The sequence below is a fragment of the Pseudomonas nitroreducens genome, from assembly GCF_010994165.1.
GTDB lineage: Bacteria > Pseudomonadota > Gammaproteobacteria > Pseudomonadales > Pseudomonadaceae > Pseudomonas > Pseudomonas nitroreducens.
Map to the genome: position 1 here is coordinate 306,216 of NZ_WMBX01000001.1, position 24,624 is coordinate 330,839.

22 protein-coding genes and 1 tRNA gene are annotated in these 24,624 nt (G+C 65.4%); 9 read left to right on the forward strand and 14 right to left on the reverse strand.

Features of this window, described 5'->3' with window-relative positions; translation table 11 throughout:
* The first annotated feature begins 37 nt into the window (after positions 1-37).
* Positions 38-580 (forward strand): hydrolase, encoded by a 543-nt coding sequence (locus GJV37_RS01405; RefSeq protein ID WP_170859368.1) that lies wholly within the window; start codon positions 38-40, stop codon positions 578-580.
* Positions 581-586: 6 nt separating this feature from the next.
* Here the strand turns inward: GJV37_RS01405 and GJV37_RS01410 are convergent, their stop codons facing one another.
* Positions 587-1,477, reverse strand: coding sequence for a LysR family transcriptional regulator (locus tag GJV37_RS01410; protein ID WP_170859367.1), 891 nt, complete (start codon positions 1,475-1,477; stop codon positions 587-589).
* A gap of 158 nt (positions 1,478-1,635) precedes the next feature.
* Here GJV37_RS01410 and GJV37_RS01415 point away from each other — a divergent pair, with 158 nt between their 5' ends.
* Entirely contained in the window at positions 1,636-3,159 is a 1,524-nt protein-coding gene (locus GJV37_RS01415; RefSeq protein WP_170859366.1) for an MFS transporter, read from the forward strand.
* A gap of 54 nt (positions 3,160-3,213) precedes the next feature.
* Here the strand turns inward: GJV37_RS01415 and rlmF are convergent, their stop codons facing one another.
* The 5 genes from rlmF to GJV37_RS01440 all read right to left on the reverse strand — a co-directional run bounded on the left by rlmF (position 3,214) and on the right by GJV37_RS01440 (position 8,791).
* Positions 3,214-4,203, reverse strand: coding sequence for a 23S rRNA (adenine(1618)-N(6))-methyltransferase RlmF (rlmF, locus tag GJV37_RS01420; protein WP_170859365.1), 990 nt, complete (start codon positions 4,201-4,203; stop codon positions 3,214-3,216).
* Positions 4,204-4,261: 58 nt separating this feature from the next.
* Complete coding sequence (locus tag GJV37_RS01425) at positions 4,262-4,840, reverse strand: VTT domain-containing protein (protein ID WP_024762880.1); 579 nt, start codon at positions 4,838-4,840, stop codon at positions 4,262-4,264.
* 9 nt (positions 4,841-4,849) lie between these two features.
* On the reverse strand, positions 4,850-5,146 hold the full coding sequence (locus tag GJV37_RS01430) for a winged helix-turn-helix domain-containing protein (RefSeq protein ID WP_024762881.1): 297 nt from the start codon (positions 5,144-5,146) through the stop codon (positions 4,850-4,852).
* 45 nt (positions 5,147-5,191) lie between these two features.
* Complete coding sequence (locus GJV37_RS01435) at positions 5,192-7,021, reverse strand: SLC13 family permease (protein ID WP_037013073.1); 1,830 nt, start codon at positions 7,019-7,021, stop codon at positions 5,192-5,194.
* 114 nt (positions 7,022-7,135) lie between these two features.
* Entirely contained in the window at positions 7,136-8,791 is a 1,656-nt protein-coding gene (locus GJV37_RS01440) for a thiamine pyrophosphate-binding protein (RefSeq protein WP_170859364.1), read from the reverse strand.
* Between the two features lie 223 nt (positions 8,792-9,014).
* On the opposite strand from GJV37_RS01440, the gene GJV37_RS01445 reads away from it, so the two are divergent.
* A complete protein-coding gene (locus GJV37_RS01445) occupies positions 9,015-10,919 on the forward strand; it encodes a M14 family metallopeptidase (protein WP_024762883.1) in 1,905 nt (634 codons plus the stop codon).
* Positions 10,920-11,007: 88 nt separating this feature from the next.
* Here GJV37_RS01445 and GJV37_RS01450 read toward each other — a convergent pair whose 3' ends face one another.
* The 6 genes from GJV37_RS01450 to GJV37_RS01475 form a co-directional block, all read right to left on the reverse strand.
* Positions 11,008-11,361 (reverse strand): HepT-like ribonuclease domain-containing protein, encoded by a 354-nt coding sequence (locus tag GJV37_RS01450; protein WP_037013245.1) that lies wholly within the window; start codon positions 11,359-11,361, stop codon positions 11,008-11,010.
* Positions 11,354-11,644 (reverse strand): nucleotidyltransferase family protein, encoded by a 291-nt coding sequence (locus GJV37_RS01455; RefSeq protein ID WP_037013244.1) that lies wholly within the window; start codon positions 11,642-11,644, stop codon positions 11,354-11,356. The genes GJV37_RS01450 and GJV37_RS01455 overlap by 8 nt, the downstream gene beginning before the upstream one ends.
* An 88-nt stretch (positions 11,645-11,732) precedes the next feature.
* Positions 11,733-14,582 (reverse strand): valine--tRNA ligase, encoded by a 2,850-nt coding sequence (locus tag GJV37_RS01460; RefSeq protein WP_170859363.1) that lies wholly within the window; start codon positions 14,580-14,582, stop codon positions 11,733-11,735.
* A gap of 219 nt (positions 14,583-14,801) precedes the next feature.
* Positions 14,802-15,173, reverse strand: coding sequence for a DNA polymerase III subunit chi (locus GJV37_RS01465; RefSeq protein WP_065084643.1), 372 nt, complete (start codon positions 15,171-15,173; stop codon positions 14,802-14,804).
* Positions 15,174-15,192: 19 nt separating this feature from the next.
* Positions 15,193-15,621: a DNA polymerase III subunit chi gene (locus GJV37_RS01470; RefSeq protein ID WP_024762886.1), complete on the reverse strand. Its 429-nt coding sequence runs from the start codon at positions 15,619-15,621 to the stop codon at positions 15,193-15,195.
* 34 nt (positions 15,622-15,655) lie between these two features.
* Complete coding sequence (locus GJV37_RS01475; protein WP_170859362.1) at positions 15,656-17,146, reverse strand: leucyl aminopeptidase; 1,491 nt, start codon at positions 17,144-17,146, stop codon at positions 15,656-15,658.
* A gap of 190 nt (positions 17,147-17,336) precedes the next feature.
* Here GJV37_RS01475 and lptF point away from each other — a divergent pair, with 190 nt between their 5' ends.
* Together lptF and lptG are read left to right on the forward strand one after the other, a co-directional pair.
* Positions 17,337-18,461, forward strand: a complete 1,125-nt coding sequence (gene lptF, locus GJV37_RS01480; protein WP_024762888.1) for an LPS export ABC transporter permease LptF — start codon at positions 17,337-17,339, stop codon at positions 18,459-18,461.
* The gene (gene lptG, locus GJV37_RS01485) at positions 18,454-19,521 is read left to right on the forward strand and encodes an LPS export ABC transporter permease LptG (protein WP_024762889.1); all 1,068 of its coding nucleotides are present in this window, start codon (positions 18,454-18,456) and stop codon (positions 19,519-19,521) included. The genes lptF and lptG overlap by 8 nt, the downstream gene beginning before the upstream one ends.
* Positions 19,522-19,572: 51 nt before the next feature.
* On the opposite strand, the gene GJV37_RS01490 is transcribed toward lptG, so the two are convergent.
* Positions 19,573-20,085 (reverse strand): RDD family protein, encoded by a 513-nt coding sequence (locus tag GJV37_RS01490; protein ID WP_024762890.1) that lies wholly within the window; start codon positions 20,083-20,085, stop codon positions 19,573-19,575.
* Between the two features lie 161 nt (positions 20,086-20,246).
* Here GJV37_RS01490 and GJV37_RS01495 point away from each other — a divergent pair, with 161 nt between their 5' ends.
* The gene (locus tag GJV37_RS01495) at positions 20,247-21,797 is read left to right on the forward strand and encodes an EAL domain-containing protein (protein WP_024762891.1); all 1,551 of its coding nucleotides are present in this window, start codon (positions 20,247-20,249) and stop codon (positions 21,795-21,797) included.
* Between the two features lie 44 nt (positions 21,798-21,841).
* Here GJV37_RS01495 and GJV37_RS01500 read toward each other — a convergent pair.
* Positions 21,842-21,927, reverse strand: a tRNA-Leu gene (locus GJV37_RS01500).
* A 106-nt stretch (positions 21,928-22,033) separates the two neighbouring features.
* Between GJV37_RS01500 and queA the strand changes: the two genes are divergently transcribed.
* Genes queA through yajC form a run of 3 tightly spaced genes read left to right on the forward strand, consistent with a single transcriptional unit; the run spans position 22,034 to position 24,588 of the window.
* Positions 22,034-23,077 carry a tRNA preQ1(34) S-adenosylmethionine ribosyltransferase-isomerase QueA gene (queA, locus tag GJV37_RS01505; protein WP_170859361.1) on the forward strand — a complete coding sequence of 348 codons (1,044 nt, stop codon included), beginning with the start codon at positions 22,034-22,036 and terminating at the stop codon, positions 23,075-23,077.
* A gap of 12 nt (positions 23,078-23,089) precedes the next feature.
* Entirely contained in the window at positions 23,090-24,208 is a 1,119-nt protein-coding gene (gene tgt, locus GJV37_RS01510; RefSeq protein WP_089285745.1) for a tRNA guanosine(34) transglycosylase Tgt, read from the forward strand.
* Positions 24,209-24,246: 38 nt separating this feature from the next.
* On the forward strand, positions 24,247-24,588 hold the full coding sequence (gene yajC / locus GJV37_RS01515; RefSeq protein WP_024762947.1) for a preprotein translocase subunit YajC: 342 nt from the start codon (positions 24,247-24,249) through the stop codon (positions 24,586-24,588).
* Positions 24,589-24,624 lie beyond the last annotated feature (36 nt).

Below are 24,624 nucleotides of genomic sequence, written 5' to 3' on the forward strand. Positions count from 1 at the left end.
CGCCTGGTCGACAAAGGGATTTTCGAGAGGATTGCCCATGTTGATTCAGGCGCGTACGTCGACCCTGCTGATCATCGACATCCAGGAACGCCTGTTCCCGGCCATCCACGCCAACGCATCGATGCTGGAACACAGCGCCTGGTTGCTGGCCATCGCGCGGCGGCTGGGCGTGCCGGTGCTGGCCACCGAGCAGTATCCGAAAGGGCTCGGGCCGACGCTGCCGGCGCTGCGCGACGAGCTGGACGAGGGCGAGCTGCTGGAGAAGGTCGCCTTCTCCGCCGTTAACGATCCCGGCCTGTTGCAGATGCCCGGCGGCGATCGCCGGCAGTTCGTGGTGTGCGGCACCGAGGCGCATGTCTGTGTGCTGCAGACGGTCCTCGGCCTGTTGGCCGAAGATCGCGAAGTGTTCGTGGTGGAGGAGGCGCTCGGTTCGCGTCGTCCGCAGGACAAGGCGCTGGCGCTGGAGCGCATGCGTCAGGCCGGCGCGGTGGTCGTCTCGCGGGAGATGGTCGCCTTCGAGTGGCTGGAGCGTGCTGGGACAGAGGTCTTCCGCGAGATCAGCAGGCAGTTCATCCGCTGACCTGCTTCATCGGCTGACGAACAGGCGGTCGCCAAGGAAGTCGAGGAACACCCGCAGCTTGAGCGGCATGCGCCGGCCTGCCGGCCACAGCGCGTGGAAGCTGCCCTGGTGCGCGGTGTGCTCGGCGAGCACCTGCACCAGCCTGCCGTCGTTCAGCGCACCGCGCACGGCGAAGTCGGGCAGGCAGGCGATGCCCATGCCCTGGCAGGCGACGTTGATCAGCATGTCGGCGGTATTGCAGATCAGGCCGCCCTCCAGGCGCGGCTCCGACTCACCCGGCGCAAGGTTCAGTGGCCAGCGTTGCACCAGCCCGCTGCTGGGGTAGCGGTAGTGCAGGCACAGGTGCTGGTTCAGGTCGGCCGGCCGGCGAGGCGTACCGTATTGGCGCAGATAGGCCGGCGCGGCTACCAGCAGCAGGCTGAAATCGCCCAGCTTGCGCGCCTTGAGCCGTGAGTCGCGCAGTTCGCCGCCGCGTACTACCAGGTCGAAACCTTCCTCGATGACGTCGACCAGGCGGTCGGTGAAGTCGATGTCCAGCTGGATGCGCGGATAGCAGCGCAGGAACTCCGGTAGCACCTGGGGCAGCAGGCCGGCCACCAGCGGCATGCTGATCTTCAGCCGGCCGCGGGCCTGCTGGGTGGACAGCGCCAGTTCCTGCTCTGCCGCCTCCAGCTCGTCGAGGATGCGTCGGCAGCGTTCGAGGAACAGCTGCCCCTCGTTGCTCAGGCTGAGGCTGCGCGTACTGCGATGGAACAGGCGCACGCCCAGGCGATCCTCCAGGCGCGCAATGCTCTTGCCCACTGCCGAGGCGGAGAGGCCGAGCAGTCGCGCGGCCTGGGCGAAGCTCAGGGTGTCGGCGACCTGAAGGAAGACCCGGAGCCCGTTGAGGCTGTCCATGTGAATGTATCCGTGTAGGCGGGCGTCCATTGTGCCGCTTGGCAGGGTATGAATTGCGGACATTGGTGTCCGTTATGTTCGGAATCCTAGCCTGTTTTTCCGTAATGCCGGGTTGTTTAGGGTGCAGCGGGTCTTCTTCGGATCATCACGGACCCACCATGAATCCCTCCCACGACACTCGACAAGACGGCAATGACGTTTCGTGCTGGTTGCTGTTGCTCGCCGCCAGCCTGACGGCGGTGCTGATTCCCCTGTGCTTCACCGGCCCGGCCGTGGTGTTGCCGGCCATTGCCCATGAACTGGGCGGTTCGGCGGTGGCGCTGAACTGGATCGTCAACGGCTACGTGCTCGCCTACGGCGCGGCGATGATGGCGGCGGGCAGCCTGGCCGACGTCTACGGCCGCAAGCGCATCTGGCTGGTCGGCCTGGCGCTGTTCTGCGCGACTACCCTGGCAATTCCCCTGGCACCTTCGGTGGTGGCCATCGATGGGTTGCGCCTGCTGCAGGGCGCCGGTGGTTCGGCTGCTTTTGCCGCCGCCATGGCGGCGCTCGCGCAGGAGTTCGACGGGCCGATCCGCACGCGGGTATTCAGCCTGCTGGGGACGACCTTCGGCGTTGGCCTGGCCTTCGGCCCATTGCTGGCCGGCTGGCTCACCGATGGGCCGGGCTGGCGCTGGGTGTTTCTGGTGCCGGCAGCCTGTGCGCTGGCTTCGGTGCCGGTGGTCGTGTACTTCTGCCGCGAGACCCGCGACCCACAGGCGCGTGGCCTGGACTGGCCCGGTGCGCTGAGCTTCACCGCCGCGCTCAGCCTGTTCACCTACGGTCTGTTGCTGGCCCCGGAACAGGGTTGGAGCAGCGTTGCGGTCATCGTCACGCTGGTGGCGAGTGCCGTGCTCCTGGCGGCGTTCATCGCCATCGAGCGTCGTGTCCAGCGGCCGCTGCTGGACCTCTCGCTGTTCAACCACTGGCGTTTCGTCGGCGTGCAACTGTTGGGTGCGTCGCCGGCCTTTGCCTACGTGGTGCTGATCGTGCTGTTGCCGGGACGCTTCATCGGCGTTGAGGGGCAGGGCGCGCTGCAGGCCGGCTGGACCATGCTGGCACTGTCGGCGCCGCTGTTGGTGGTGCCCTTTGTCGCAGCGCTTCTGGCAAAGCACTTCAGCGCTGGCAGCCTCTCGGCAATCGGCCTGCTGATCGTCGCGGGCGGGTTGCTCTGGCTGGCGCGCAACCTGGCGGAAGGCGTCGCGCCGGATGCGCCGCTGCTGATGATCGGCATCGGTATCGGCCTGCCCTGGGGGTTGATGGACGGGTTGGCGGTGAGTGTCGTGGAGCGCGAGCGCGCTGGCATGGCGACCGGCATCTTCAACACGGTGCGGGTGTCCGCCGATGCAGTGGCGATCGCGGTGGTCGGTGCCTTGCTGGCAACCTTGATCGCCGCGCAGTTGGAGCCGCTGGGAATGGCCCCGGCGGAGCGCCTGATGAGCGCCAACCAGTTGGCCATCGGCAACCTGGCGGCGGTGGTCGAGCAGCTGCCGCAAGTGCCGGTGGAGCAACTGCGCAGCGATTACACCGCAGTGTTCAGCCGCGTGCTGGAGTTGCTCGCCGGGATCACGTTCATTGTGGCGGGGCTGGTGTTCGTGCTGCTGGGCCGCGAGCGCATACCGGCCATCGCGGCCGAGGCCTGACGGACCATGCCGTGCGCTGGCTGACGGCGGATAACGCGTGCCGCGTTATGCGCCCTACGGCGAAGTTCGACGGTGCTCCGGCTCCAGGAAGGTCCAGGCGACGAAGCGGCTCTGCTTCTGGCCCTGGGCCATGTCCACGGTGCGAATCGTGATGGCCCCGGCCTTCTTCAAGGCGCGGTGGAAGTCGTCGAGGTTGCCGGCCTTGGACACCAGGGAGCTGAACCAACGCACCTGCTGGCCGACTGTCGCGCTTTCCGTCGCCAGCTTGCGCAAAAAGGCGATTTCGCCGCCTTCGCACCACAGCTCGTTGCTCTGCCCGCCGAAGTTCAGCTTGGGCAGCTGGCGCGAGGGGTCGAGCTTGCCGAGGTTCTTCCATTTGCGTCGGCTGCCGCTGCTGGCCTCTTCCGGCGAGGAGTGGAAGGGCGGGTTGCAGAGGGTCGCGGCAAAGCGCTCATCGGCGGCCAGCAGCCCCTGGAAAATGTGCTTCGGATCGTGCTGCTGGCGCAGTTCGATGGCCTCGCCCAGGCCGGGATTGCCATTGACGATGGCGCGGGCCGAGGCCAATGCGGCCGGCTCGATGTCCGAGCCGAGGAAGCTCCAGCCGTAGTCGCGGTGGCCGATCAGCGGGTAGATGCAGTTGGCGCCGACGCCGATATCCAGCATGCGCACGTTCGGCCCGCGCGGCACATTGCCCGCGTTGTCCTCGGCGAGCAGGTCGGCGAGGTAGTGCACATAGTCCGCGCGGCCGGGAATCGGCGGGCAGAGGAAGCCGGCGGGAATATCCCACTGGCCGATGCCGTACTGCGCCTTGAGCAGCGCGCGGTTGAACATGCGCACGGCCTCGGGGTTGGCGAAGTCGATGCTCGGCTTGCCGTAGGGGTTGGTGATGACGAAACGGCCCAGTTCCGGGCAATCCTCGATCAGCGCCGGGAAGTCGTAGTGCCCCTGGTGGCGGTTGCGCGGGTGCAGCAGGTTCGGCCGCTTCGCGGCAGGGTCGCGCAGGGGCTCGGGTTTGGCGGCAGGGCGTTTCGGCGGTTTCGGCATGGCGGGCGTGGGGCTGGAAAGCGGAGGGCGATTTTCCCACAGATGCGCTTGCCGCGCCTCAGCCGATCAGCAGGCTGCCCAGGCGGTCGAACAGCAGGCAGCACAGCAGCAGCGGAATCGGCAGGCCGAGCGCCGTACCGAGCATGTAGGGCCCGAAGCCGATGCCGGAGAGGGCCAGGCTGTAGTTCAGCGTCGGCGAGGTGATGAAGGCGTGGCGCAGGAGAAACACGCTGGTCGCCGGGCGCTGGTCGAGGTGGCTGAAGATGGCGCGGGTCATCTTGTTGTTCAGCAGCCGCAGGCCATTGCCGCCCACGGCGCGCACGATGAGGAAGGTGAATCCGCAGGAAAACAGCGCGGCGGCGTAGGTAGTCAACCCGCCCCAGAGCTTGCCCATGGCCAGCACGGCGGCGGCGAGGAACAGCAGGCCGGGGATGTGCAACAGGTTGCCCAGGGCGAACAGGCCGACGAACAGCAACAGGCCGCGCAGGCGGTTGTCAGCCAGTTCGTCGCGCAGGTAATCGAGGCTGAATTCCTCGTGCAGGCCGCTGGCGCGGTAGAGCAGGACCAGCACCACGGCGAAGGCCAGCAGCAGGATCAGTCGGCGAAAGCGCCAGAGGGCGGGCGGGACGGCAAGCATGATGGCGGCTCAGGGGTACTGCAGGATGTCCTTGATCTTCGGCAGGTGCGCGGCAATCCAGCGCGGATCGATGGCGCCCCAGTCGCGGATGCGGTAGTGGCCGGCGTTATTGCGCTCGCCGTCGTGCTGCTCGAAGGCGCAGTCGATGTCCAGGTCGGCCAGCGCGGCCAGGGTGTCCTGGGCGGTGCGCCGGGGCATGCCGGTGGCTTCCATCAGCGCCGGGACGCTGGTGGCGGTGCCGCTGTCGATCAGCCAGGCGACGTACAGGCGGCGGTAGAAACTGCTCTTGGTCTTGCTCACTTCCATCGTGACGTTTCCTTGGTGATCTTGTGACGATCTTGCAGTGGCCGGCTACAGCGGCAGCAGCCAGGGTACCAGCACAACGCTGACGATCATCACCAGAATCGTGAAGGGTACGCCAACCTTGACGAAATCTCCGAAGCGATAGCGGCCTGGGCCGAGCACCAGCGTATTGACCGGCGAAGAGATCGGCGTCATGAAGGCGGCTGAAGCGGCCAGCGCGACGATCATCGCGAATGACTCGGGCGAGGCGCCCAGCGCCTTGGCCGTGGCGATGGCGACCGGGGCCATGAGCACGGCGGTGGCGGTGTTGGAGATGAACAGGCCGATCATCGCGGTAAGCGCGAACAGGCTGGCGAGGATCGCGTAGGGGCCTGCGCCGCCCAGCGCACCCACCAGCCCATTGACCGCGAGGGTGATGCCGCCGGTCTTCTGCAGCGCCAGGGCGAAGGGCAGCATGCCGACGATCAGCAGCAGGCTCTGCCAGTGAATGGCGCGGTAGGCGCTGTCCATGTCGATGCAGCGGAAGGCGCCCATCAGCAGGCAGGCGATCAGCGCGGCCATGACGTTGGGCACCAGGCCGCTGACCATCAGGATCACCATCACCGCCAGGCTGAACAGCGCGTGGGGCGCCTGGCTGGCGGCGGGGGCCGCCTCGTCGACTTCGGCCGGCAGGCTGAGCACCAGGAAGTCGCGGCTGCGCGCCTGCAGCTGGCGGATTTCCTTCCAGTCGCCGATCACCAGCAGGGTGTCGCCGACCTTCAGCTTGGCCTCCAGCAGTCCCTCCACCAGCGCTTCGCGGTTGCGCCGCAGGCCGACCACGTTGAGACCGAACTGGCTGCGGAACTCCAGGTCGCGCACGCTCCTGCCCAGCAACCCGGACTCCGGCGGCAGGGTGACTTCGGCCATACCCACCTCGTGGGCACGCTCGGTGAAATAGTCGCCCTGCAGGCTCAGCGGCTCCAGGCCGTATTCGTGGTACATGCCGAGCAGGTCATTGCGTTCGCCGGAGATATCCACCAGCAACACGTCACCGGCGTGCAGCACGATGTTGGCGCTGGGCGTCAGGATCTTCAGGCGGAAGTGCACCATGCGCTCGATGGCTACCACGTTGGTCCCGGCGCGGGCGCGCAGCTCCACGTCGGCCAGGCTCATGCCCACCAGTTGCGAGTCGGCACGGATGCGCAGGCGGCGTTCGCGGCCGGCCAACTGGTAGTCGCGGATCAGGTCGCTGAGGGTGCGGCGCTTGACGCTCTGCTTGTCGTCGCCGCCGTCATCGCCCAGCCAGCGCCGCGCCACCAGCATGTAGCCGACGCCGAGCACCAGCACGACCAGGCCGAACGGGGTAAAGCTGAAGAAGCTGAAACCTTTCGAACCTTCACGCACCAGTTCGCTGTGCACCACCACGTTGGGTGCGGTGGCGACCAGCGTGAGCATGCCGCTGATCAGCCCGGCGAAGCTCAACGGCATCATCAGCCGGCGCGGCGACACGTGCAGGCGCGCGGCGATGCTCAGCACCACGGGAATGAAGATGGCGACCACGCCGGTCGAACTCATCACCGACCCGAGGCCGGCAACGGCGAGCATCAGCAGTACCAGCAGGCGCGTCTCGCTGGAGCCGGCGCGGCGGGTCAGCCATTCGCCGATGCGGTAGGCCACGCCGGTGCGCACCAGGCCTTCGCCGATGACGAACAGCGCGGCGATCAGGATGACGTTGGGATCGGCGAAGCCGGCCAGCGACTCCTGCACGCTGAGCACACCGGACAACGGCAGGGCGACCATCACCAGCAGGGCGACCACGTCCATCCGCGGGCGGTTGGCGACGAACAGCCCGACCGCGGTGGCGAGGAGGGCGAGGACCCAGATCAGTTGCAGACTCATGCGCTTCCCTAGCTTTATTTCGGCGCGCCATTGTGCCCGTTGTGGCAGGCACGTTGCGTTGATCCGATGCAGCTTAGCGAAGCGTGACGCCCCGCGCGCGGGGCGTTCGCCGGGTCATGGCAGGCGCGAAACCGGGGTGATCTGCTGCGGATCGGTGCGCAACTCGATCAGCGCCGGCTTGCCGCTGGCCTGGGCACGCTCGAAGGCGGCGACGAAGTCCTCGGTACGTTCGACCAGCTCGCCGTGGGCGCCGAAAGCGCGGGCGAGGGCGACGAAGTCCGGGTTGCGCAGCTGCGTGGCACTGATGCGGCCGGGGTATTCGCGTTCCTGGTGCATGCGGATGGTGCCGAGCATGCCGTTGTTGACCACGATGACGGTCAGCGCCGCGCCGTACTGCACGGCGGTGGCCAGCTCCTGCGGGTACATCATGAAGCAGCCGTCACCGGCGAAGCACACCACGCTGCGCTGCGGGTCGCGCAGCTTGGCAGCGATGGCGGCGGGGAAGCCGTAGCCCATGGCGCCGTTGGTGGGGGCGAGCTGGCTGCGTGGCGTGCGATAGCGGTAGAAACGATGCACCCAGACGGCGTAATTGCCGGCGCCGTTGCTGATCACCGCATCGTCCGGGAGCGCTTCGTTGAGGTAATTGATGACTTGCGTGAGGTCCACGCCTTGCGGTGGTTCGGCGTGCTCGGGTGGGGTGACGTAGCTGAGATAGTCGGCGCGGGCCGCGGCGGTCCACTCCGCCCAGGGTGTTTCGCTCAGGGGAGCGAGCCCGGCCAGGGCAGTGGCGATCTCCGGCATGCCGGCCTCGACCATCTGGTCGACCTGGTAGACGCGGCCCAGCTCGCTGGCATCGGCGTACACGTGGATCATGCTCTGCTGAGGGCGCGGGCTCTGGATCAGGGTGTAGCCGGCGCTGGGCGTTTCGCTCAGGCGCGAGCCGAGCACCAGCAGCAGGTCTGCTTCCTGCACCCGCGCGGTGAGCCTGGGCGAGGCGCCGAAGCCGAGTTGGCCGGCGTACTGCTCGTCGCGGTTGTCGATCAGGTCCTGGCGGCGGAACGAGGCCACCAGCGGCAGGCGGTTGGCGCGGGCGAAGGCGCGTACCTGCTCGCAGGCCTCGGTGGTCCAGCCGGTGCCGCCGACGATCAGCAGCGGGCGCCGGGCCTGGCTCAGCCGTTCACGCAGCTCGGCCAGCGCGCTGGACGTCGGCGCGGCGCGGGTGATGGGCGACGGCGCCACATCGGCGACCTGTGCCGAACCGAACAGCACCTCCTCCGGCAGCCCGATCACCACCGGACCGGGCCGCCCTGACTGGGCGACGCGGAAGGCGCGGGTGACGATCTCGGGAATGCGGCGGATGTCGTCGACTTCGGTGGCCCATTTGGCCAGACCGCCGAACATCTGCCGGTAGTCCACTTCCTGGAAGGCCTCGCGGCCCTTGAAGGCGCTTTCCACCTGGCCGATGAACAGGATCATCGGCGTCGAGTCCTGCATCGCCGTATGCACGCCGTTGGCCGCATGGGTCGCGCCCGGCCCGCGGGTGACGAAGCAGATACCGGGGCGGCCGGTGAGCTTGCCGTAGGCATCGGCCATGTTCGAGGCGGCGCCTTCGTGGCGGGTGACGATGGTCTGGATACCGGACGCGTCGTGCAGCGCGTCGAGCACCGGCAGGTAGCTTTCGCCGGGGATGCAGTAGACGGTATCCACCGCGTGAAGCTGCAGGGCATCGACGAGGATCTGGCCGCCGTTGCGGGCCGGGAGGTCGGACATGGGGATCGGATTCCTGGAGGGCAGGGGTGGGCTGATCTTCGAACAACTGCCAGGACGAACCAAGCGAGCATTCTTCGCAAGGTTATTCCTCCGAGGAATGAATGCACTGGCCGGGAGCTGACGCGACGACGAACCGCGCTGGCGTTTTCCCTGAGTTGTCTATGGTTGATGCACGGGCGCACCTGCGTCCGCAGGACGTTTTGCTGCAAAAGGAGAACCTCCCATGCCCCACCTCTCGACGCGAGCCCTGCTCGCCGGCCTGTTCGCCAGCTCCAGCCTGCCCCTCTTCGCCGCCCTGCCTTCGGCTCCGGGGTATGTCGATGACAGCGGCTACAGCGCCGCGGCCAAGACCCGCATCCTGCCGGCGATGTTCGAGCAGAAGCTCACCAGTACGAAGTACATCGCCAAGGCCGACAATCCGTTGATCACCCTGGCCGAGTCCAGCGGCTTCAAGGAAACCTCCGACTATCACCAGACCCGCGCCTGGCTGCAGAAGCTGGCGGACGCTTCCGGCGGCGCCATCACCCTGAGCGACCTGCCGGAGAACAGCGCCACCGGCGAGCCGATGCTGCTGGTCACGGCCAGCCGCGAGGCAGACAAGTCGGCGGAGGGGCTGAACAAGTCCGGCAAACCGACCCTCTTCGTCGAGGCGGAAATCCATCCCGGCGAGGCCAACGGCAAGGACGCGATGTTCATGCTGCTGCGCGACATGACCACCGGCGACAAGCCACTGGCGGGGCTGCTGGACAAGGTCAACATCCTCTTCATCCCCACCGTGAACATCGACGGCGACCTGCGCCGCAGCCCCTACGGGCGGATCAACCAGAACGGCCCGGAAGTTACCGGCTGGCGCGTCAACGGCCTGAACTACAACCTCAACCGCGACTTCACCAAGCTCGACAGCGCGGAAATCCGCAACGTCGCCTCAGTGTTCAACCAGTACGACCTGAGCTTCTTCGTCGATACCCATTCCACCGACGGCGCCATGTACCCCTACGACAGCTCCTATTGCCACAACGGCAACGGCTGGTCGCCGGCCTCCAGCGAGTGGATGGACAAGGTCATGCGGCCGCCGGTCTACAAGGAGCTGGAAGGCGACGGCCATGTGGTCCACGAGTGCATCAGCTTCAACGACAACCAGGATCCGACCAAGGGTTACTACCCCTATCGCACCGACCTGGCGCGATTCTCCAACCAGTACGGCGACATCCGCAACGTGCCGTCGATCCTCATCGAGCAGCACGCGCTGCATCCCTACGAAACCCAGGTGCTGGGCAACTACGTGATGCTCAAGGCGATGTTCCAGGTGATCGGCGATAACGCCGATTCGCTCAAGCAGGCCATCACCAAGGACCGCGAGCGCCTGGCCGCGCAGAAGGACGTGATCCTCACCTGGAAGCCCGGAAAAGAGCAGCACACGCCGTTCACCGTCGGCGACTACCGCTACGAGGAATCGCCGATCACCGGCAAGAAGACCATCGTCTGGAGCAACAAGCCCAAGCAACTCGATGTGCCGATCAGCGATAACTCAGTGCCGGACCTGGTGGTGAAACGACCGAAGCAGTTCGTCGTGCCGGTGCAGTGGGGCGAGGTGATTGCGCGCCTGAAGTCCCACGGCATCCAGATGAAGACCCTGGACAAGGCCACGCCCATCGAGGTGACCCTGAACCGCATGGACGACATCAAGCTGGCCGGCGGCTTCGAGCCGGACCGTGCCGCCACCAACGAGATTCCCGGCTACGAGGGACATCTGCTGGTGAGCGGCACCGGCAAACCGTTCCAACGCCTGCAGACCTACCCGGCGGGCTCCGTGGTGATCGACACGGACCAGCCGCTGGGCGTGCTGGCGATCAACCTGCTGACGGCGGAGAGCCCGGATTCGTTCTGGTCCTGGGGCTTCTTCAACTCGACGCTGGTGGTCGCCGAGGAGCCGGAGGAGTACGTGATGGAACCGATGGCGCGCAAGATGCTCGCCGAGGACCCGAAGCTCAAGGCCGAGTTCGAGAAGAAGCTCAAGGACGACAAGGCCTTCGCCAAGGACGCCCAGGCGCGCCTGCAGTGGTTTTACCAGCGCACGCCGTTCTATGACGTGAATGCCTACGTGTATCCGGTGGGGACGGTGTACTAGCGGCGAACCGCAGGAGCGAGCTTGCTGGCGAACGCTCTTGCTCAGGGGGCGGTCGATTCGCGAGCAAGCTCGCTCCTACAAATGTCGCTCAAGGCTGTCGTTGGCGCAGCTCTCGCAGTTGCGCCAGCAGCTTGGGAACCTCATTGCGGACGATGCTCCACAAGGTGTCGTTATCGATGCCGAGGTAACCGTGGATGAGTCGATTGCGGGTTGCGACCAGTATGCGCCACGGTACTTGCGGGTGTGCCAGACGAACATCTTCGGGAATGCGTGTCGCCGCTTCGCCAATGATTTCCAGATTGCGCACCGTTGCGTCATAGACCAGTGGATTATCGATGAACGCCTGCTGGTCCAGATTCGCGCAATAGGTGAGGACTTTCTCCGCACAGGCAATCATGTCATCGACATAGAAATGCCAGACGCGCTCCGGACGCTCAGACATTCACTGCTTCCGCTTCGATGAAGGGGCGCAGTTCGGGACGCAGGGCTTTATCGGTGACCAGGTCGACCGGGCTGCCCAGCAGGTCTTCCAAATAGAACTGCACGCCGAAGTAGCGCTCGGAAGTGGCCGGCCCGTCGAACGCGACCAGAATGTCGACGTCGCTGTTCGGTTGGGCTGTGCCGCGAACAGTGGAGCCGAACAACGCGAGGCGAATCACGCCGAAGCGGCTCGCTAGTTCCGCCTTGCTGTTCTCCAGCAACCTGAGGGTTATCTCGCGATTCATCGTGGCCTCACGTATTACCTGATGATCGGCTGAAGTTAGCACAGCTCGAATAGCATGAGGCCCGCGTTCGCGGGCCTCATGGGGGCACTTACAGGCTGGCGATCTTCTCGCGCTGCTGGATCAGGTTGGTCACCGCCTGTTCCGCTTCAGCCAGTTTGGCGCGTTCTTTCTCGATCACTTCCGGCGGTGCCTTGGCGACGAAGCTTTCGTTGGACAGCTTGCCGCCGACGCGTTTGACTTCGCCTTCCAGGCGCTGGATTTCCTTGTCCAGGCGCGCCATTTCCGCGGCCTTGTCGATCAGCCCGGCCATCGGTACCAGCACCTGCAGGTCGCCGACCAGCGCGGTGGCGGACATCGGTGGTTCTTCGCCTTCGTCCAGCACGCGGATGGTCTCGAGCTTGGCCAGCTTCATCAGCAGCGGCTCGTTGTCGGCCAGGCGGCGGTGGTCTTCGGGCGAGGCGTTGTTCAGCACCAGGTCGATGCGCTTGGCCATGGAGATGTTCATCTCGCCACGGATCTGGCGGATGCCCAGCATCAGGGCCTTGACCCACTCGATGTCGCCTTCGGCGGCGGCGTCGATCTTCGCCTCGTCGGCGACCGGCCAGGGTTGCAGCATCAGCGTTTCACCATCCTTGCCGGCGGACGCCTTGATGCGCTGCCAGATTTCCTCGGTGATGAACGGCATGAACGGGTGCGCCAGGCGCAGTGCGGTTTCCAGCACGCGCGCCAGGGTGCGACGGGTGCCGCGCTGACGTTCGATCGGCGCGTTCTCGTCCCACAGCACCGGCTTGACCAGTTCCAGGTACCAGGCGCAGTACTCGTCCCAGATGAACTCGTAGAGGGCCTGGGTGGCCAGGTCGAAGCGGAAGGCATCGAGCTGACGGGCGACTTCGATCTCGGTGCGCTGCAGGGCGGAGATGATCCAGCGGTCCACCGAGGACAGCTCGACCGGCTCGCCATTCACGCCGGTGTCCTTGCCATCGGTGTTCTCGATGACGAAGTTGGCGGCGTTCCACAGCTTGTTGCAGAAGTTGCGATAACCCTCGACGCGGCCCATGTCGAACTTGATGTCACGACCGGTGGAGGCCAGCGAGCAGAAGGTGAAGCGCAGGGCGTCGGTGCCGTAGCTGGCGATGCCTTCGGGGAACTCGGCGCGGGTCTGCTTGGCGATCTTCTCGGCGAGCTTGGGCTGCATCATGCCGCTGGTGCGCTTTTCCAGCAGTTCGTCCAAGGTAATGCCATCGACTATGTCCAGCGGGTCGAGCACGTTGCCCTTGGACTTGGACATCTTCTGGCCCTGGCCATCGCGCACCAGACCGTGGACGTAGACGGTCTTGAACGGGATCTGCGCGCTGCCATCGCCATTCTTGATCAGGTGCATGGTCAGCATGATCATGCGCGCCACCCAGAAGAAGATGATGTCGAAGCCGGTCACCAGCACGTCGGTGGGGTGGAAGGTCTTCAGGTATTCGGTCTGTTCCGGCCAGCCGAGGGTGGAGAAGGTCCACAGGCCCGAGCTGAACCAGGTGTCCAGTACGTCTTCGTCCTGGCGCAGGTTGGCGTCGCCCAGGTTGTGCTTGGCGCGGACTTCGGCTTCGTTGCGGCCGACGTAGACGTTGCCGGCGTCGTCGTACCAGGCCGGGATGCGGTGGCCCCACCACAGCTGACGGCTGATGCACCAGTCCTGGATGTCGCGCATCCAGCTGAAGTACATGTTCTCGTACTGCTTGGGCACGAACTGGATGCGGCCGTCTTCCACGGCGGCGATGGCGGGTTCGGCCAGCGGCTTGGTGGAGACGTACCACTGGTCGGTCAGCCACGGCTCGATGACGGTGCCGGAGCGGTCGCCCTTGGGCACTTTCAGCGCGTGGTCGTCGATCTTTTCGAGCAGGCCGGCGGCTTCGAAGTCGGCGACGATCTGCTTGCGTGCGACGAAGCGGTCGAGGCCGGCATAGGCGGCGGGCAGGCTGGCGTCGAACTCGGCGTTGACGCTGCCGTCGAGCTGGAACACCTGGGCGGTGCCGAGCACGGCGGCGTTCTTGTCGAAGATGTTGATCAGCGGCAGGTTGTGGCGCTTGCCGACTTCATAGTCGTTGAAGTCGTGGGCCGGGGTGATCTTCACGCAGCCGGTGCCGAACTCGCGGTCGACGTAGTCGTCGGCGATGATCGGGATGCGGCGGCCCACCAGCGGCAGGTCGATGAAGGTGCCGATCAGGGCGGCGTAACGCTCGTCTTCCGGGTGCACGGCGACCGCGCTGTCACCCAGCATGGTTTCCGGACGGGTGGTGGCGACGATCAGGTGGTCCTTGCCGTCGGCGGTCTTGTTGCCGTCGGCCAGCGGGTAGCGCAGGTGCCAGAGGTGGCCCTTCTCGTCGTGGTTCTCCACTTCCAGGTCGGAAATGGCGGTGTGGAACTTGGTGTCCCAGTTGACCAGGCGCTTGCCGCGGTAGATCAGGCCGTCCTCGTGCAGGCGCACGAAGGCTTCCTTGACCGCTTCGGAGAGGCCGTCGTCCATGGTGAAGCGCTCGCGCGACCAGTCCACGGAGGAGCCCAGGCGGCGGATCTGGCGGGTGATGGTGCCGCCGGACTGGTCCTTCCACTCCCAGACCTTCTCGAGGAACTTCTCGCGGCCCAGGTCATGACGGGCGATGCCCTGCGCGGCCAACTGGCGCTCCACCACCATCTGGGTGGCGATGCCGGCGTGGTCGGTACCCGGCTGCCACAGGGTGTTGCGGCCCTGCATGCGGCGGTAGCGGATCAGCGCGTCCATGATGGCGTTGTTGAAGCCGTGACCCATGTGCAGGCTGCCGGTGACGTTCGGCGGCGGGATCATGATGGTGTACGGCTCGCCGGAACCTTGCGGGGCGAAGTAGTTCTCTTTCTCCCACAGGGGATACCAGTGGGATTCGATGGCGTGGGGCTGGTAGGTCTTGTCCATGAGCGCGGCGGGACCCTGATAAGGCTAGACGGAAAACCGCTGAGTATAACGGGAGGCGGGGCACTCAGGCCACCGGCGCGGATGGCCGTGTGCCCGCAAAAGGGGCATGCAGGAGCAAGCCTGCTCGCCAACGCTCTTCTGCAAGCTCGCAGTGGCGATGGTTCGCGAGCAAGGGCTAGGCACACCCTCGTTCCTCCAAAAGCGGAATGGCGCGGGATGTCAGGGCTTGCGCTGGGCCAGCAGGCGCTGCATCCGCGCTTCCAGGCGGCGCTGCAGTTCGGCTTCGATCTGCGGGGCGAAGTCGTCGATCACATCCTGCAGGATCAGTTGAGCGGCCGCGCGCAGCTCCAGGTCCAGGCGATTCAGCTCGCTAGCCTGGGCAACGGCGTTCGGCTCGACCGGTTGGATGGCAGGCGCCGCCGGGCCCTGGGGCGCGGGCGTGACGACGTCGGAGAGCAACGGGATGTTGTCCGGCTCGAAGGATTCGGTGAGCAGGGGCGGCTCGGCCGCCGATTCGTCCAGCAGATCCTGGATCTTCTTCAGGTCTTCCAGCAGGTGGTCGGGGTCGTGCGGGGGCTTGCGGTTGTCCATGGTCTTGGCGGTGACGCTCTCAAGGGCGCGGCAGGCGATGGTCCTGCAAAGGATAGCCCTGCTCGCGGTAGCGACGGAAATTCTCCCGCGCGGCCTGACGAATCGCCGGTTCCTCGATCACCAGCTCGGCGACTCGGTTGAAGCGGTCGACGAACGCAGGAATGGCCAGGGTCAGGTTGATCAGCAGGTCCCGGTGGCTCTCCGGCGGCTCGCCCAGGGCCAGCACAATGGGCGAGTCGGCGTCTTCTTCCACCGCGTTGTGTGGGATGAAGGTTTCTCCACGGAAGTTCCACAGCCGGGCATCCAGCGCGTCGCGCTGGGCCTCATCGCTGCACAGCACGAAGATGCGCATGCCTTGCCGCCAGGCCTTTTCGGCCAGGCGACAGGCGATGGTCAGGCGTGCGTCGGGATCGGCGCTGGGAATGACGTAGAAATCCACACGCGTCATGCGTTCGATCCCATCGGCAGGTTGCACTGTGCCATTACTTGGCGCGGTCCAGCAGGTACTGGGCCAGCAGTGGAACCGGGCGGCCCGTGGCGCCCTTGTCCTTGCCGCCGCTGATCCAGGCGGTGCCGGCGATGTCCAGGTGCGCCCAGTGGAACTTCTTCGCGAAGCGCGACAGGAAGCAACCGGCGGTGATGGTGCCGGCCTTCGGCCCGCCGATGTTGGCGATGTCGGCGAAGGGGCTGTCGAGCTGCTCCTGGTACTCGTCGAACAGCGGCAACTGCCAGGCGCGGTCGTCGGCGACTTCACCGGCCTTGAGCAGTTGCTTGATCAGCGCGTCGTTGTTGCCCATCAGGCCCGAGGTGTTGGAGCCCAGGGCGACGATGCAGGCGCCGGTGAGGGTGGCGATGTCCACCACGGACTGCGGCTTGAAGCGCTCGACGTAGGTCAGCGCGTCGCACAGCACCAAGCGGCCTTCGGCGTCGGTGTTGAGGATCTCGACGGTCTGGCCGCTCATGGTGGTGACGATGTCGCCCGGACGGGTGGCGCCGCCGCTGGGCATGTTCTCGGCACAGGCCATCACGCCGACCAGGTTGATCGGCAGCTGCAACTCCAGCACGGCGCGGAAGGTGCCGAACACGGAGGCGGCGCCGCACATGTCGAACTTCATCTCGTCCATGCCCAGGCCGGGCTTGAGGCTGATACCGCCGGTGTCGAAGGTGATGCCCTTGCCGACCAGGACGTGCGGGGCTTCGTCCTTCTTCTTCGCGCCGTTGTACTGCAGCACGATCAGGCGCGGCGGCTGGTCGCTGCCCTGGGCGACGGCGAGGAACGAGCCCATGCCCAGCTCGCGGAGTTTCTTCTCGTCGAGGACCTCGACTTTGAGACCCTTGTATTCCTTGCCCAGCGCCTTGGCCTGTTCGCCGAGGAAGGTCGGGTGGCAGAGGTTCGGCGGCAGGTTGCCCAGGTCGCGGGTCAGCGCCATGCCGTTGGCGATGGCCTGGGCTTCCTTGGCGCCCTGTTCGACAGCGGCGGCGTCGGCCTTGTCGGCGAGCAGGGTGATCTTCTTCAGCTTCGGCGCTTCGGCCTTCTGGCTCTTGAAGCGGTCGAAGACGTAGGTGCCGTCGGCCAGTGTTTCCACCTGCAGGCGAGCCTTGCCGTGGGCATTGCGGCCTTTTACGGCTAGGTCGCCCAGGGCCAGCACGGCGTCGGCGCCGCCCAGGTTCTTCAGATTACCGAGGACGGCGGAAACCAGTTTGCGGTAGGCGCGGTCGGAGAGTTCGCGCTCTTTGCCGGCGCCGACCAGCAGCACGCGCTCGGCCTTAAGGTTGGGTAAATCTTGCAACAGTAGAGTCTGGCCCACCTTGCCTGCCAGGTCGCCGCGCTTGAGCAGGTTGGCGATGGCACCGCCGGTGGCTTCGTCGACGGCCTTGGCGCTGGCGCCGAGCTTGCGGCCTTCGCCCACGGCGATGACCAGGGTGGCGGTCTTCAGGGTTTCCGGACGTACGCTTTTTACAAGGAATTCCATGGCTGAGTGTCCCCGGGACAAAGAGCAGAAGGGTCTGCGAATGAAGATGGACTGCGCAGTGACAGGCCTGGCGAATCGCAGGATAATGCCGGCTATTTGCGCTGGGTCGCGTCCGCGCGCACCCGGCAATGCTTCACGGCGGCTAGTTTGAGCGTAGCCGCCCGAGCGTGACAACCCTGGAGTGTCCGGTTTGATTGTCTTCCGTTACCTGTCCCGTGAAGTGCTGATCACCATGAGCGCGGTGAGCGCCGTGCTGCTGGTCATCATCATGAGCGGCCGTTTCATCAAGTACCTGGCGCAGGCGGCCCAAGGCCTGCTCGATCCGGGTTCGCTGTTCATGATCATGGGCGTGCGCCTGCCGGGCTTCCTGCAGCTGATCCTGCCGCTGGGCCTGTTCCTCGGCATCCTGCTGGCCTATGGCCGCCTGTACCTGGACAGCGAGATGACCGTGCTCACCGCCACCGGCATGAGCCAGCAGCGCCTGCTCGCCATCACCCTGGCACCGGCACTGTTCATCGCCCTGCTGGTGGCCTGGCTGAGCCTGTGGCTGGCGCCGCAGGGCATCACCCAGATGCAGCTGCTGCTGAACAAGCAGGACGCGATGACCGAATTCGACACCCTGGCGCCGGGGCGCTTCCAGTCGATGCGCGATGGCACGCGGGTGACCTATACCGAAACCCTGGCCAACGAACGCACCGAGCTGGGCGGGGTCTTCATCTCGGACAAGAACCGCCCGCGCAACGGCAAGGATGGCGGCACTTCGGTGCTGGTCGGCGCCACTGGCGTGCAGGAAATCCATGCCGACGGCAGCCGCTACCTGATCCTCAAGGACGGCTACCGCTACGACGGCACGCCTGGCCAGGCTGATTACCGCGAGATCAAGTACGACACCTATGCTGCCTTGCTGCCCAAGCCGGAAGTGAGCAGCGAGATCGACGACCGCGACGCCATCCCCACCTCCGACCTGCTGGGCAGCGACGACCCGCGCATGAAGTCCGAGCTGCAGTGGCGCCTGTCCATCCCGCTGCTGGTGTTCGTGGTGACTGTGCTGGCGGTGCCGCTGTCGCGCGTGAACCCGCGCCAGGGGCGCTTCCTCAAGCTGCTGCCGGCGGTGCTGCTGTACATGGCCTACCTGGCGCTGCTGATCGCCGGGCGCGGCATGCTCGACAAGGGCAAGATCCCCATGGCCCTCGGCCTGTGGTGGATCCACGGGATATTCCTGGCCATCGGCCTGCTGTTGTTGTACTGGGAGCCGCTGCGTCTGAAGCTGGCCGCCAAGCGAGCGAAGTCGGGCGGGGAGCTGAAGCATGCGTAAGCTGGATCGTTACATCGGCACGACCGTCTTCGTTTCCATTCTCGCGGTACTCGGGGTGATCCTCGGCCTGGCCGAGCTGTTCGCCTTCGTTGACCAACTGGGGCAGATCGACGAAAGCTACACCCTGACCGAAGCCCTCAAGTTCGTCCTGCTGACCGCGCCGAGCCGTGGCTACGACATGCTGCCCATGGCGGCGCTGATCGGCTGCCTGGTGGGGCTGGGTACCCTGGCCAGCAACAGCGAGCTGACCATCATGCGCGCCGCAGGCGTGTCGCTGCAGCGCATCGTCTGGGCGGTGATGAAGCCGATGCTGGTGCTGATGTTCGCCGGCATCCTGGTCGGCGAGTACGTGATTCCCTATACCGAAACCGCCGCCCAGAGCGGGCGCGCCCTGGCGCAGAGCGGCAACGGCTCGCAGAGCTCCAAGTCTGGTTTGTGGCACCGCCAGGGGCATGAATTCATCCACATCAACGTGGTGCGTCCGGACGGCGTGCTGCTGGGGGTGACGCGTTACGACTTCGACGAGAACCGTCGTCTGCAGACCGCGAGTTTCGCCCGCCAGGCGGTCTTCGAGAACAACCAGTGGCAGTTGCAGGGCGTGACCACCACGGTGCTGCATGCTGCGGAAAAGCGTAGTGAGGTCGTGAGCAAGCCCAGCGAGGCCTGGAATATCCAGCTCAGCCCGCAACTGCTCAATACGGTGGTGATGGAGCCCGAAGCGCTGTCGATCACCGGACTGTGGGATTACATCCATTACCTGCAAGAGCAGGGCTTGAACTCCAATCGCTACTGGCTGGCGTTCTGGACCAAGATCCTGCAGCCGCTGGTGACGGCCGCCCTGGTATTGATGGCGATCTCCTTCATCTTCGGTCCGCTGCGTAGCGTGACCCTCGGCCAGCGGGTGTTCACCGGCGTGCTGGTGGGCTTCACCTTCCGTATCGCCCAGGACCTGCTTGGTCCGTCCAGCCAGGTGTTCAACTTCCCGCCGCTGCTGGCGGTGCTGGTGCCGGCGGCCATCTGCGCTTTCCTTGGCACATTGCTGCTGAAAAGGGCGGGTTGATCCATCGCAAATGAAAAAGCCGGCAATCGCCGGCTTTTTTGTCTGCCGGGGTCAGCCCCGGCCTTGCGTTGCCTTGCGCACCGCCTTGGGAATCTGGATCACCACGCTTTCCGAGTAGCGGTCCTGCCAGGTGCGCTTGTCCTTGTCCCAGAGCATCCAGAGGAAGCCCAGACCGACGCAACCCCAGGAAACGATGGCAATGACGAAGCGCAGCAGCGCCTGCATCAGGCTGATGCGCGTCCCGTCCGCGTTCTGCACGCGCACGCCCCAGACCTGCATGCCCAAGGTCTGGCCGCTATGGGTCCAGAATTTCGCGAAGAAGGCGAACACGCTGATGAACAGCAGGCTGGACAGCAGCGGATCGCCGGTCAGCGCGCCCTGGTCGGCCAGCATGCGGAGTTTCTCGCTGCCATAGATCAGGCGCAGGAAGCCTTGCTGGTAGATGAGCGTCACCACCATCAGCAAGGCCACACAGAGCAGGAAGTCGTAGAACATCGCGGCAAAGCGACGGACGAGCGTGGCGGGCGGGAAGTCTCCCGCGGGCTGGAGCTGCTGCTTGGGCATGAGCGTCTTCTATGGAGGCTGGGATCGATGGGGCCGGGATTATACGGATTCCTGCGCACGGCGCCCTGCGGCGGAGGCTGTTCTAAGCTCAAACCACGTCCGCTGCCCACGGGGAGTGGCAATGCGCCGCAGGTCGCGACGCCGTCGAGCAAGGATCAAGGATGCCGCTACGCAGTTATACCCGGCGCAGGCTGCTGCCCCGCCTGGTCTTTTCACTTTCCATGGCACTGCTGCCGCTGCTGCTGGGCAGCGCCATTATCTATTGGCAGGCCTTGCGCAGCCTGACCGTCGAGGCCAGTACCGCTGCGAACGAAGCCGTGCGCCTATTCGATGTGATGCTCGGCAATGCCACCGGCGCGGCCCGCGTGGCGCTGCTGCACGCCGATGAGTCCTGCGACGAGGCGACCCTGGTGCTCAGGGAGCAGGTCGCCGTAGTGCCGTTCGTCCGCTCGGTCAACCTGGCCCGTGACGACGACATCTACTGTACGTCGCTGTTCGGCGAGTTCGATGAGCTGCTGGACCCTTCTCTCTATGCGCAGGGGCAGTTGCGGATGATGGCCGGGAACCGGGTGACGCCGGACTCTGCCCTGTTGATCCTGCGTCGGCAGCAGGGAATCTACGCGGCGCTTGCCACTGTTGACGGACGCTACCTGAGCAACACCCTGCAATTGGTCGATCAGCGCAGTGACCTGCAGCTGCAGGTCGGACGGCAGTGGATGGACGAGGAGGGCGCGGTGCGCGACGGCGAGCCGTTGCCGTTGCCGCTGGGGCACGTCGAGCGGCGCTCTGAGCTGTTTCCGTATGCGGTGATCGGTGGCTTCCCTGCCGGGGCGCAATGGCGGCACATCCGCGAAGACTCGCTGCCGCTGGTGGCACTGATGCTCATGTTGGGCGGCGTCTCAGGCCTTGCCTGTTTCTGGCTCTGGGGCCGCTCCGCGACCCCGAGTCTGGAGCTGGAGAGAGCCCTGCTGGCGGGGGAGTTCGTCCCTTACCTGCAGCCGCTGGTGGACGCACGGGACGGCCGCTGGATCGGCGCCGAGGTACTGATGCGCTGGATTCACCCGCGCGAAGGGATGGTCGGGCCGGATCTGTTCATTCCCATGGCCGAACGTTCCGGGCTCATTGTGCCGATGACCCGCGACCTGATGCACCAGGTCGCCGATGGCCTGGCGCCACACGGCGAGTTGCTGGGCGATGGCTTCCATTTGGGCTTCAACATCAGCGCCCGGCACCTCACCGAGCCGGGGCTGTTCGAGGATTGCCAGGAGTTCCAGGCGCGGTTCCTGCCGCATCGTCCCGAGTTGACCCTGGAACTGACCGAGCGTGAGCTGATCGTCTCCAGTGCGGCCATCGACGAGTTGTTCGACAATCTCCATGCCCAGGGCGTCTACCTGGCGATCGACGACTTCGGCACTGGTAACTCCAGCCTGGCGTACCTGCACCGTTTCAAGGTCGACGCGCTGAAGATCGACCGCAGTTTCGTCGCGATGATCGGAGTGGACGCGCTGTCCTCGCACATCCTCGACAGCATCGTCGAACTGTGCGGCAAGCTGAATCTGCGGATCGTTGCCGAAGGCGTGGAGACCGAGGAACAGTGGCGCTACCTGGCGCAATGCGAGGTGGACGTGCTGCAGGGCTATCTGTTCGGCAAGCCGATGGCGCTGGCGGCCTTCATCGAAGCGCTGAAGGCCAGAAACGAAAAAGCCCGCTGAATGAGCGGGCTTTCAAGTGTTCCCTCCACTGAGGAGAGGGAGGATGGTGCCCCGGGAGAGACTCGAACTCTCACTCTGTCGCCAGAAACGGATTTTGAATCCGCCGCGTCTACCATTCCGCCACCGAGGCAATGGGCGCGCAGTATAGGGAGCCGCTCTGCGCCGGTCAATCGGCTCGAATGGTCAGAATTTGGCATTTCCAGTAAGATACGCGCCCCTTCGAGATAGCTCTTCCCATGCGCGTCGCTGACTTTCATTTCGACCTGCCCGAGGCGTTGATCGCCCGCCATCCGCTTCCCGAGCGCCGCTCCAGCCGTCTGCTGGTGCTGGACGGTCCGAGCGGCGAGCTCAGCCATCGGCAATTCGCTGACATTCTCGGCTTCCTCAAGCCGGGTGACCTGATGGTATTCAACAATACCCGGGTGATTCCTGCCCGCCTGTTCGGCCAGAAAGCTTCCGGCGGCAAGCTGGAGATCCTCGTAGAGCGTGTGCTCGACAGCCACCGTGTGCTGGCCCACGTGCGTTCCAGCAAATCGCCCAAGCCGGGCTCGAAGATCCTCATCGACGGCGGTGGCGAAGCTGAAATGCTGCAGCGCCATGATGCGCTGTTCGAGCTGGGTTTCAGTGAGGACGTGCTGCCGCTGCTGGAGCGCGTCGGCCACATGCCGTTGCCGCCCTATATCGACCGCCCCGACGAGGACGCCGACCGCGAGCGTTACCAGACCGTCTACGCCGAGCGCGCGGGCGCTGTTGCGGCGCCGACTGCCGGCCTGCACTTCGATGAGGCGCTGCTGGAGTCTATCCGCGCCAAAGGTGTGGAAACTGCGTTCGTGACCCTGCACGTCGGCGCCGGTACCTTCCAGCCTGTACGTGTAGAGCGCATCGAAGACCACCACATGCACAACGAATGGCTGGAGGTCAGCCAGGAGGTGGTCGATGCCGTGGCCGCCTGCAAGGCGCGTGGCGGTCGTGTGGTCGCCGTCGGCACCACCAGCGTGCGCTCGCTGGAAAGCGCCGCCCGTGATGGCGTGCTCAAGCCGTTCAGCGGTGACACCGACATCTTCATCTTCCCGGGCCGGCCGTTCCACGTGGTCGACGCCCTGGTGACCAATTTCCACCTGCCCGAATCCACCCTGCTGATGCTGGTCTCCGCTTTCGCCGGCTACTCCGAGACCATGGCTGCCTACGCGGCGGCAGTGGAGCAGGGCTATCGCTTCTTCAGCTACGGCGATGCCATGTTCATTACCCGCAACCCGGCACCGCGCGGCCCCGAGGACTGATCCATGAGCTTCATGAAATTCGAACTGCTGGCCACCGAGGGCAAGGCCCGTCGCGGCCGCCTGACCTTCCCGCGCGGCGTGGTGGAAACCCCGGCCTTCATGCCGGTGGGCACCTACGGCACCGTGAAGGGCATGCTCCCGCACGACATCGAGGGCATCGGCGCGCAGATCATCCTCGGCAATACCTTCCACCTGTGGCTGCGCCCGGGCACCGAGGTGATCCAGAAGCACGGCGACCTGCATGACTTCATGCAGTGGAAGGGACCGATCCTCACCGACTCGGGCGGTTTCCAGGTGTTCAGCCTGGGCGCGCTGCGCAAGATCAAGGAAGAGGGCGTGTACTTCGCCTCGCCGGTAGATGGCGCCAAGGTCTTCATGGGCCCGGAAGAGTCCATGGCCGTGCAGCGTGCGCTTGGCTCGGACATCGTGATGATCTTCGACGAGTGCACCCCGTACCCGGCCGAGTTCGACGTGGCCAAACGCTCCATGGAGCTGTCGCTGCGCTGGGCCAAACGCTCGAAAGCTGCTCACGGCGACAGCCCGTCGGCGCTGTTCGGCATCGTCCAGGGCGGCATGCACGAAGAGCTGCGCATGCGCTCGCTCGAAGGCCTGCAGGAAATCGGCTTCGATGGCCTGGCCATCGGCGGCCTGTCGGTGGGCGAGCCCAAGGAAGAGATGATCCGCGTGCTGGACTTCCTGCCCCGGCACATGCCGGCTGACAAACCTCGTTACCTGATGGGTGTGGGCAAACCCGAGGACCTCGTGGAAGGTGTGCGCCGGGGCGTCGACATGTTCGACTGCGTCATGCCCACCCGCAATGCGCGCAATGGCCACCTTTTCGTTGACACCGGGGTGATCAAGATCCGCAACGCGGTGCACAAGCACGACGAATCTCCGCTGGACCCGACCTGCGATTGCTACACCTGCAAGCACTTCTCCCGCGCCTACCTCTACCACCTGGACAAGTGCGGCGAAATGCTCGGCAGCATGCTCAATACCATCCACAACTTGCGGCATTATCAGCGGCTTATGGCTGGTTTGCGCGAGGCAATCCAACAGGGTACATTGGCGAACTTTGTCGACGCCTTCTACGCCAAGCGCGGCCTACCCGTGCCGCCGCTGGCGGACTGACCTTATTCATCGAAAAAGCTTTGAGACAGGAGTTTCCAATGAGTTTTCTGATCCCCGCTGCCTACGCTGACGCCGCAGCCCCGGCCGCTGCTGCTGGCCCGGCCGGTACCGGCTTCGAGTGGATTTTCCTGGTCGGTTTCCTGGTCATCTTCTATCTGATGATCTGGCGTCCCCAGGCCAAGCGCTCCAAGGAGCACAAGAACCTGCTGTCCGGCCTGCAGAAGGGCGATGAAGTCGTCACTTCCGCCGGTATCGCCGGCAAGGTGACCAAGGTGGCCGATGACTTCGTCGTCGTCGAGGTTTCCGACAACGTCGAGCTGAAGTTCCAGAAGGCCGCGATCGCCGCGACCCTGCCGAAAGGCACCCTGAAGGCGATCTGATCCACCTCTTAGAAACCCAACCGACGGGGCGCAAGA

What these genes read in the sequence shown, in the direction of transcription:
- GJV37_RS01405 (WP_170859368.1), top strand. Translation starts at nt 38, where the DNA reads ATGTTGATTCAGGCGCGTACGTCGACCCTGCTGATCATCGACATCCAG.
- GJV37_RS01410 (WP_170859367.1), bottom strand. Translation starts at nt 1,477, where the DNA reads ATGGACAGCCTCAACGGGCTCCGGGTCTTCCTTCAGGTCGCCGACACC.
- GJV37_RS01415 (WP_170859366.1), top strand. Translation starts at nt 1,636, where the DNA reads ATGAATCCCTCCCACGACACTCGACAAGACGGCAATGACGTTTCGTGC.
- rlmF (WP_170859365.1), bottom strand. Translation starts at nt 4,203, where the DNA reads ATGCCGAAACCGCCGAAACGCCCTGCCGCCAAACCCGAGCCCCTGCGC.
- GJV37_RS01425 (WP_024762880.1), bottom strand. Translation starts at nt 4,840, where the DNA reads ATGCTTGCCGTCCCGCCCGCCCTCTGGCGCTTTCGCCGACTGATCCTG.
- GJV37_RS01430 (WP_024762881.1), bottom strand. Translation starts at nt 5,146, where the DNA reads ATGGAAGTGAGCAAGACCAAGAGCAGTTTCTACCGCCGCCTGTACGTC.
- GJV37_RS01435 (WP_037013073.1), bottom strand. Translation starts at nt 7,021, where the DNA reads ATGAGTCTGCAACTGATCTGGGTCCTCGCCCTCCTCGCCACCGCGGTC.
- GJV37_RS01440 (WP_170859364.1), bottom strand. Translation starts at nt 8,791, where the DNA reads ATGTCCGACCTCCCGGCCCGCAACGGCGGCCAGATCCTCGTCGATGCC.
- GJV37_RS01445 (WP_024762883.1), top strand. Translation starts at nt 9,015, where the DNA reads ATGCCCCACCTCTCGACGCGAGCCCTGCTCGCCGGCCTGTTCGCCAGC.
- GJV37_RS01450 (WP_037013245.1), bottom strand. Translation starts at nt 11,361, where the DNA reads ATGTCTGAGCGTCCGGAGCGCGTCTGGCATTTCTATGTCGATGACATG.
- GJV37_RS01455 (WP_037013244.1), bottom strand. Translation starts at nt 11,644, where the DNA reads ATGAATCGCGAGATAACCCTCAGGTTGCTGGAGAACAGCAAGGCGGAA.
- GJV37_RS01460 (WP_170859363.1), bottom strand. Translation starts at nt 14,582, where the DNA reads ATGGACAAGACCTACCAGCCCCACGCCATCGAATCCCACTGGTATCCC.
- GJV37_RS01465 (WP_065084643.1), bottom strand. Translation starts at nt 15,173, where the DNA reads ATGGACAACCGCAAGCCCCCGCACGACCCCGACCACCTGCTGGAAGAC.
- GJV37_RS01470 (WP_024762886.1), bottom strand. Translation starts at nt 15,621, where the DNA reads ATGACGCGTGTGGATTTCTACGTCATTCCCAGCGCCGATCCCGACGCA.
- GJV37_RS01475 (WP_170859362.1), bottom strand. Translation starts at nt 17,146, where the DNA reads ATGGAATTCCTTGTAAAAAGCGTACGTCCGGAAACCCTGAAGACCGCC.
- lptG (WP_024762889.1), top strand. Translation starts at nt 18,454, where the DNA reads ATGCGTAAGCTGGATCGTTACATCGGCACGACCGTCTTCGTTTCCATT.
- GJV37_RS01490 (WP_024762890.1), bottom strand. Translation starts at nt 20,085, where the DNA reads ATGCCCAAGCAGCAGCTCCAGCCCGCGGGAGACTTCCCGCCCGCCACG.
- GJV37_RS01495 (WP_024762891.1), top strand. Translation starts at nt 20,247, where the DNA reads ATGCCGCTACGCAGTTATACCCGGCGCAGGCTGCTGCCCCGCCTGGTC.
- queA (WP_170859361.1), top strand. Translation starts at nt 22,034, where the DNA reads ATGCGCGTCGCTGACTTTCATTTCGACCTGCCCGAGGCGTTGATCGCC.
- tgt (WP_089285745.1), top strand. Translation starts at nt 23,090, where the DNA reads ATGAAATTCGAACTGCTGGCCACCGAGGGCAAGGCCCGTCGCGGCCGC.
- yajC (WP_024762947.1), top strand. Translation starts at nt 24,247, where the DNA reads ATGAGTTTTCTGATCCCCGCTGCCTACGCTGACGCCGCAGCCCCGGCC.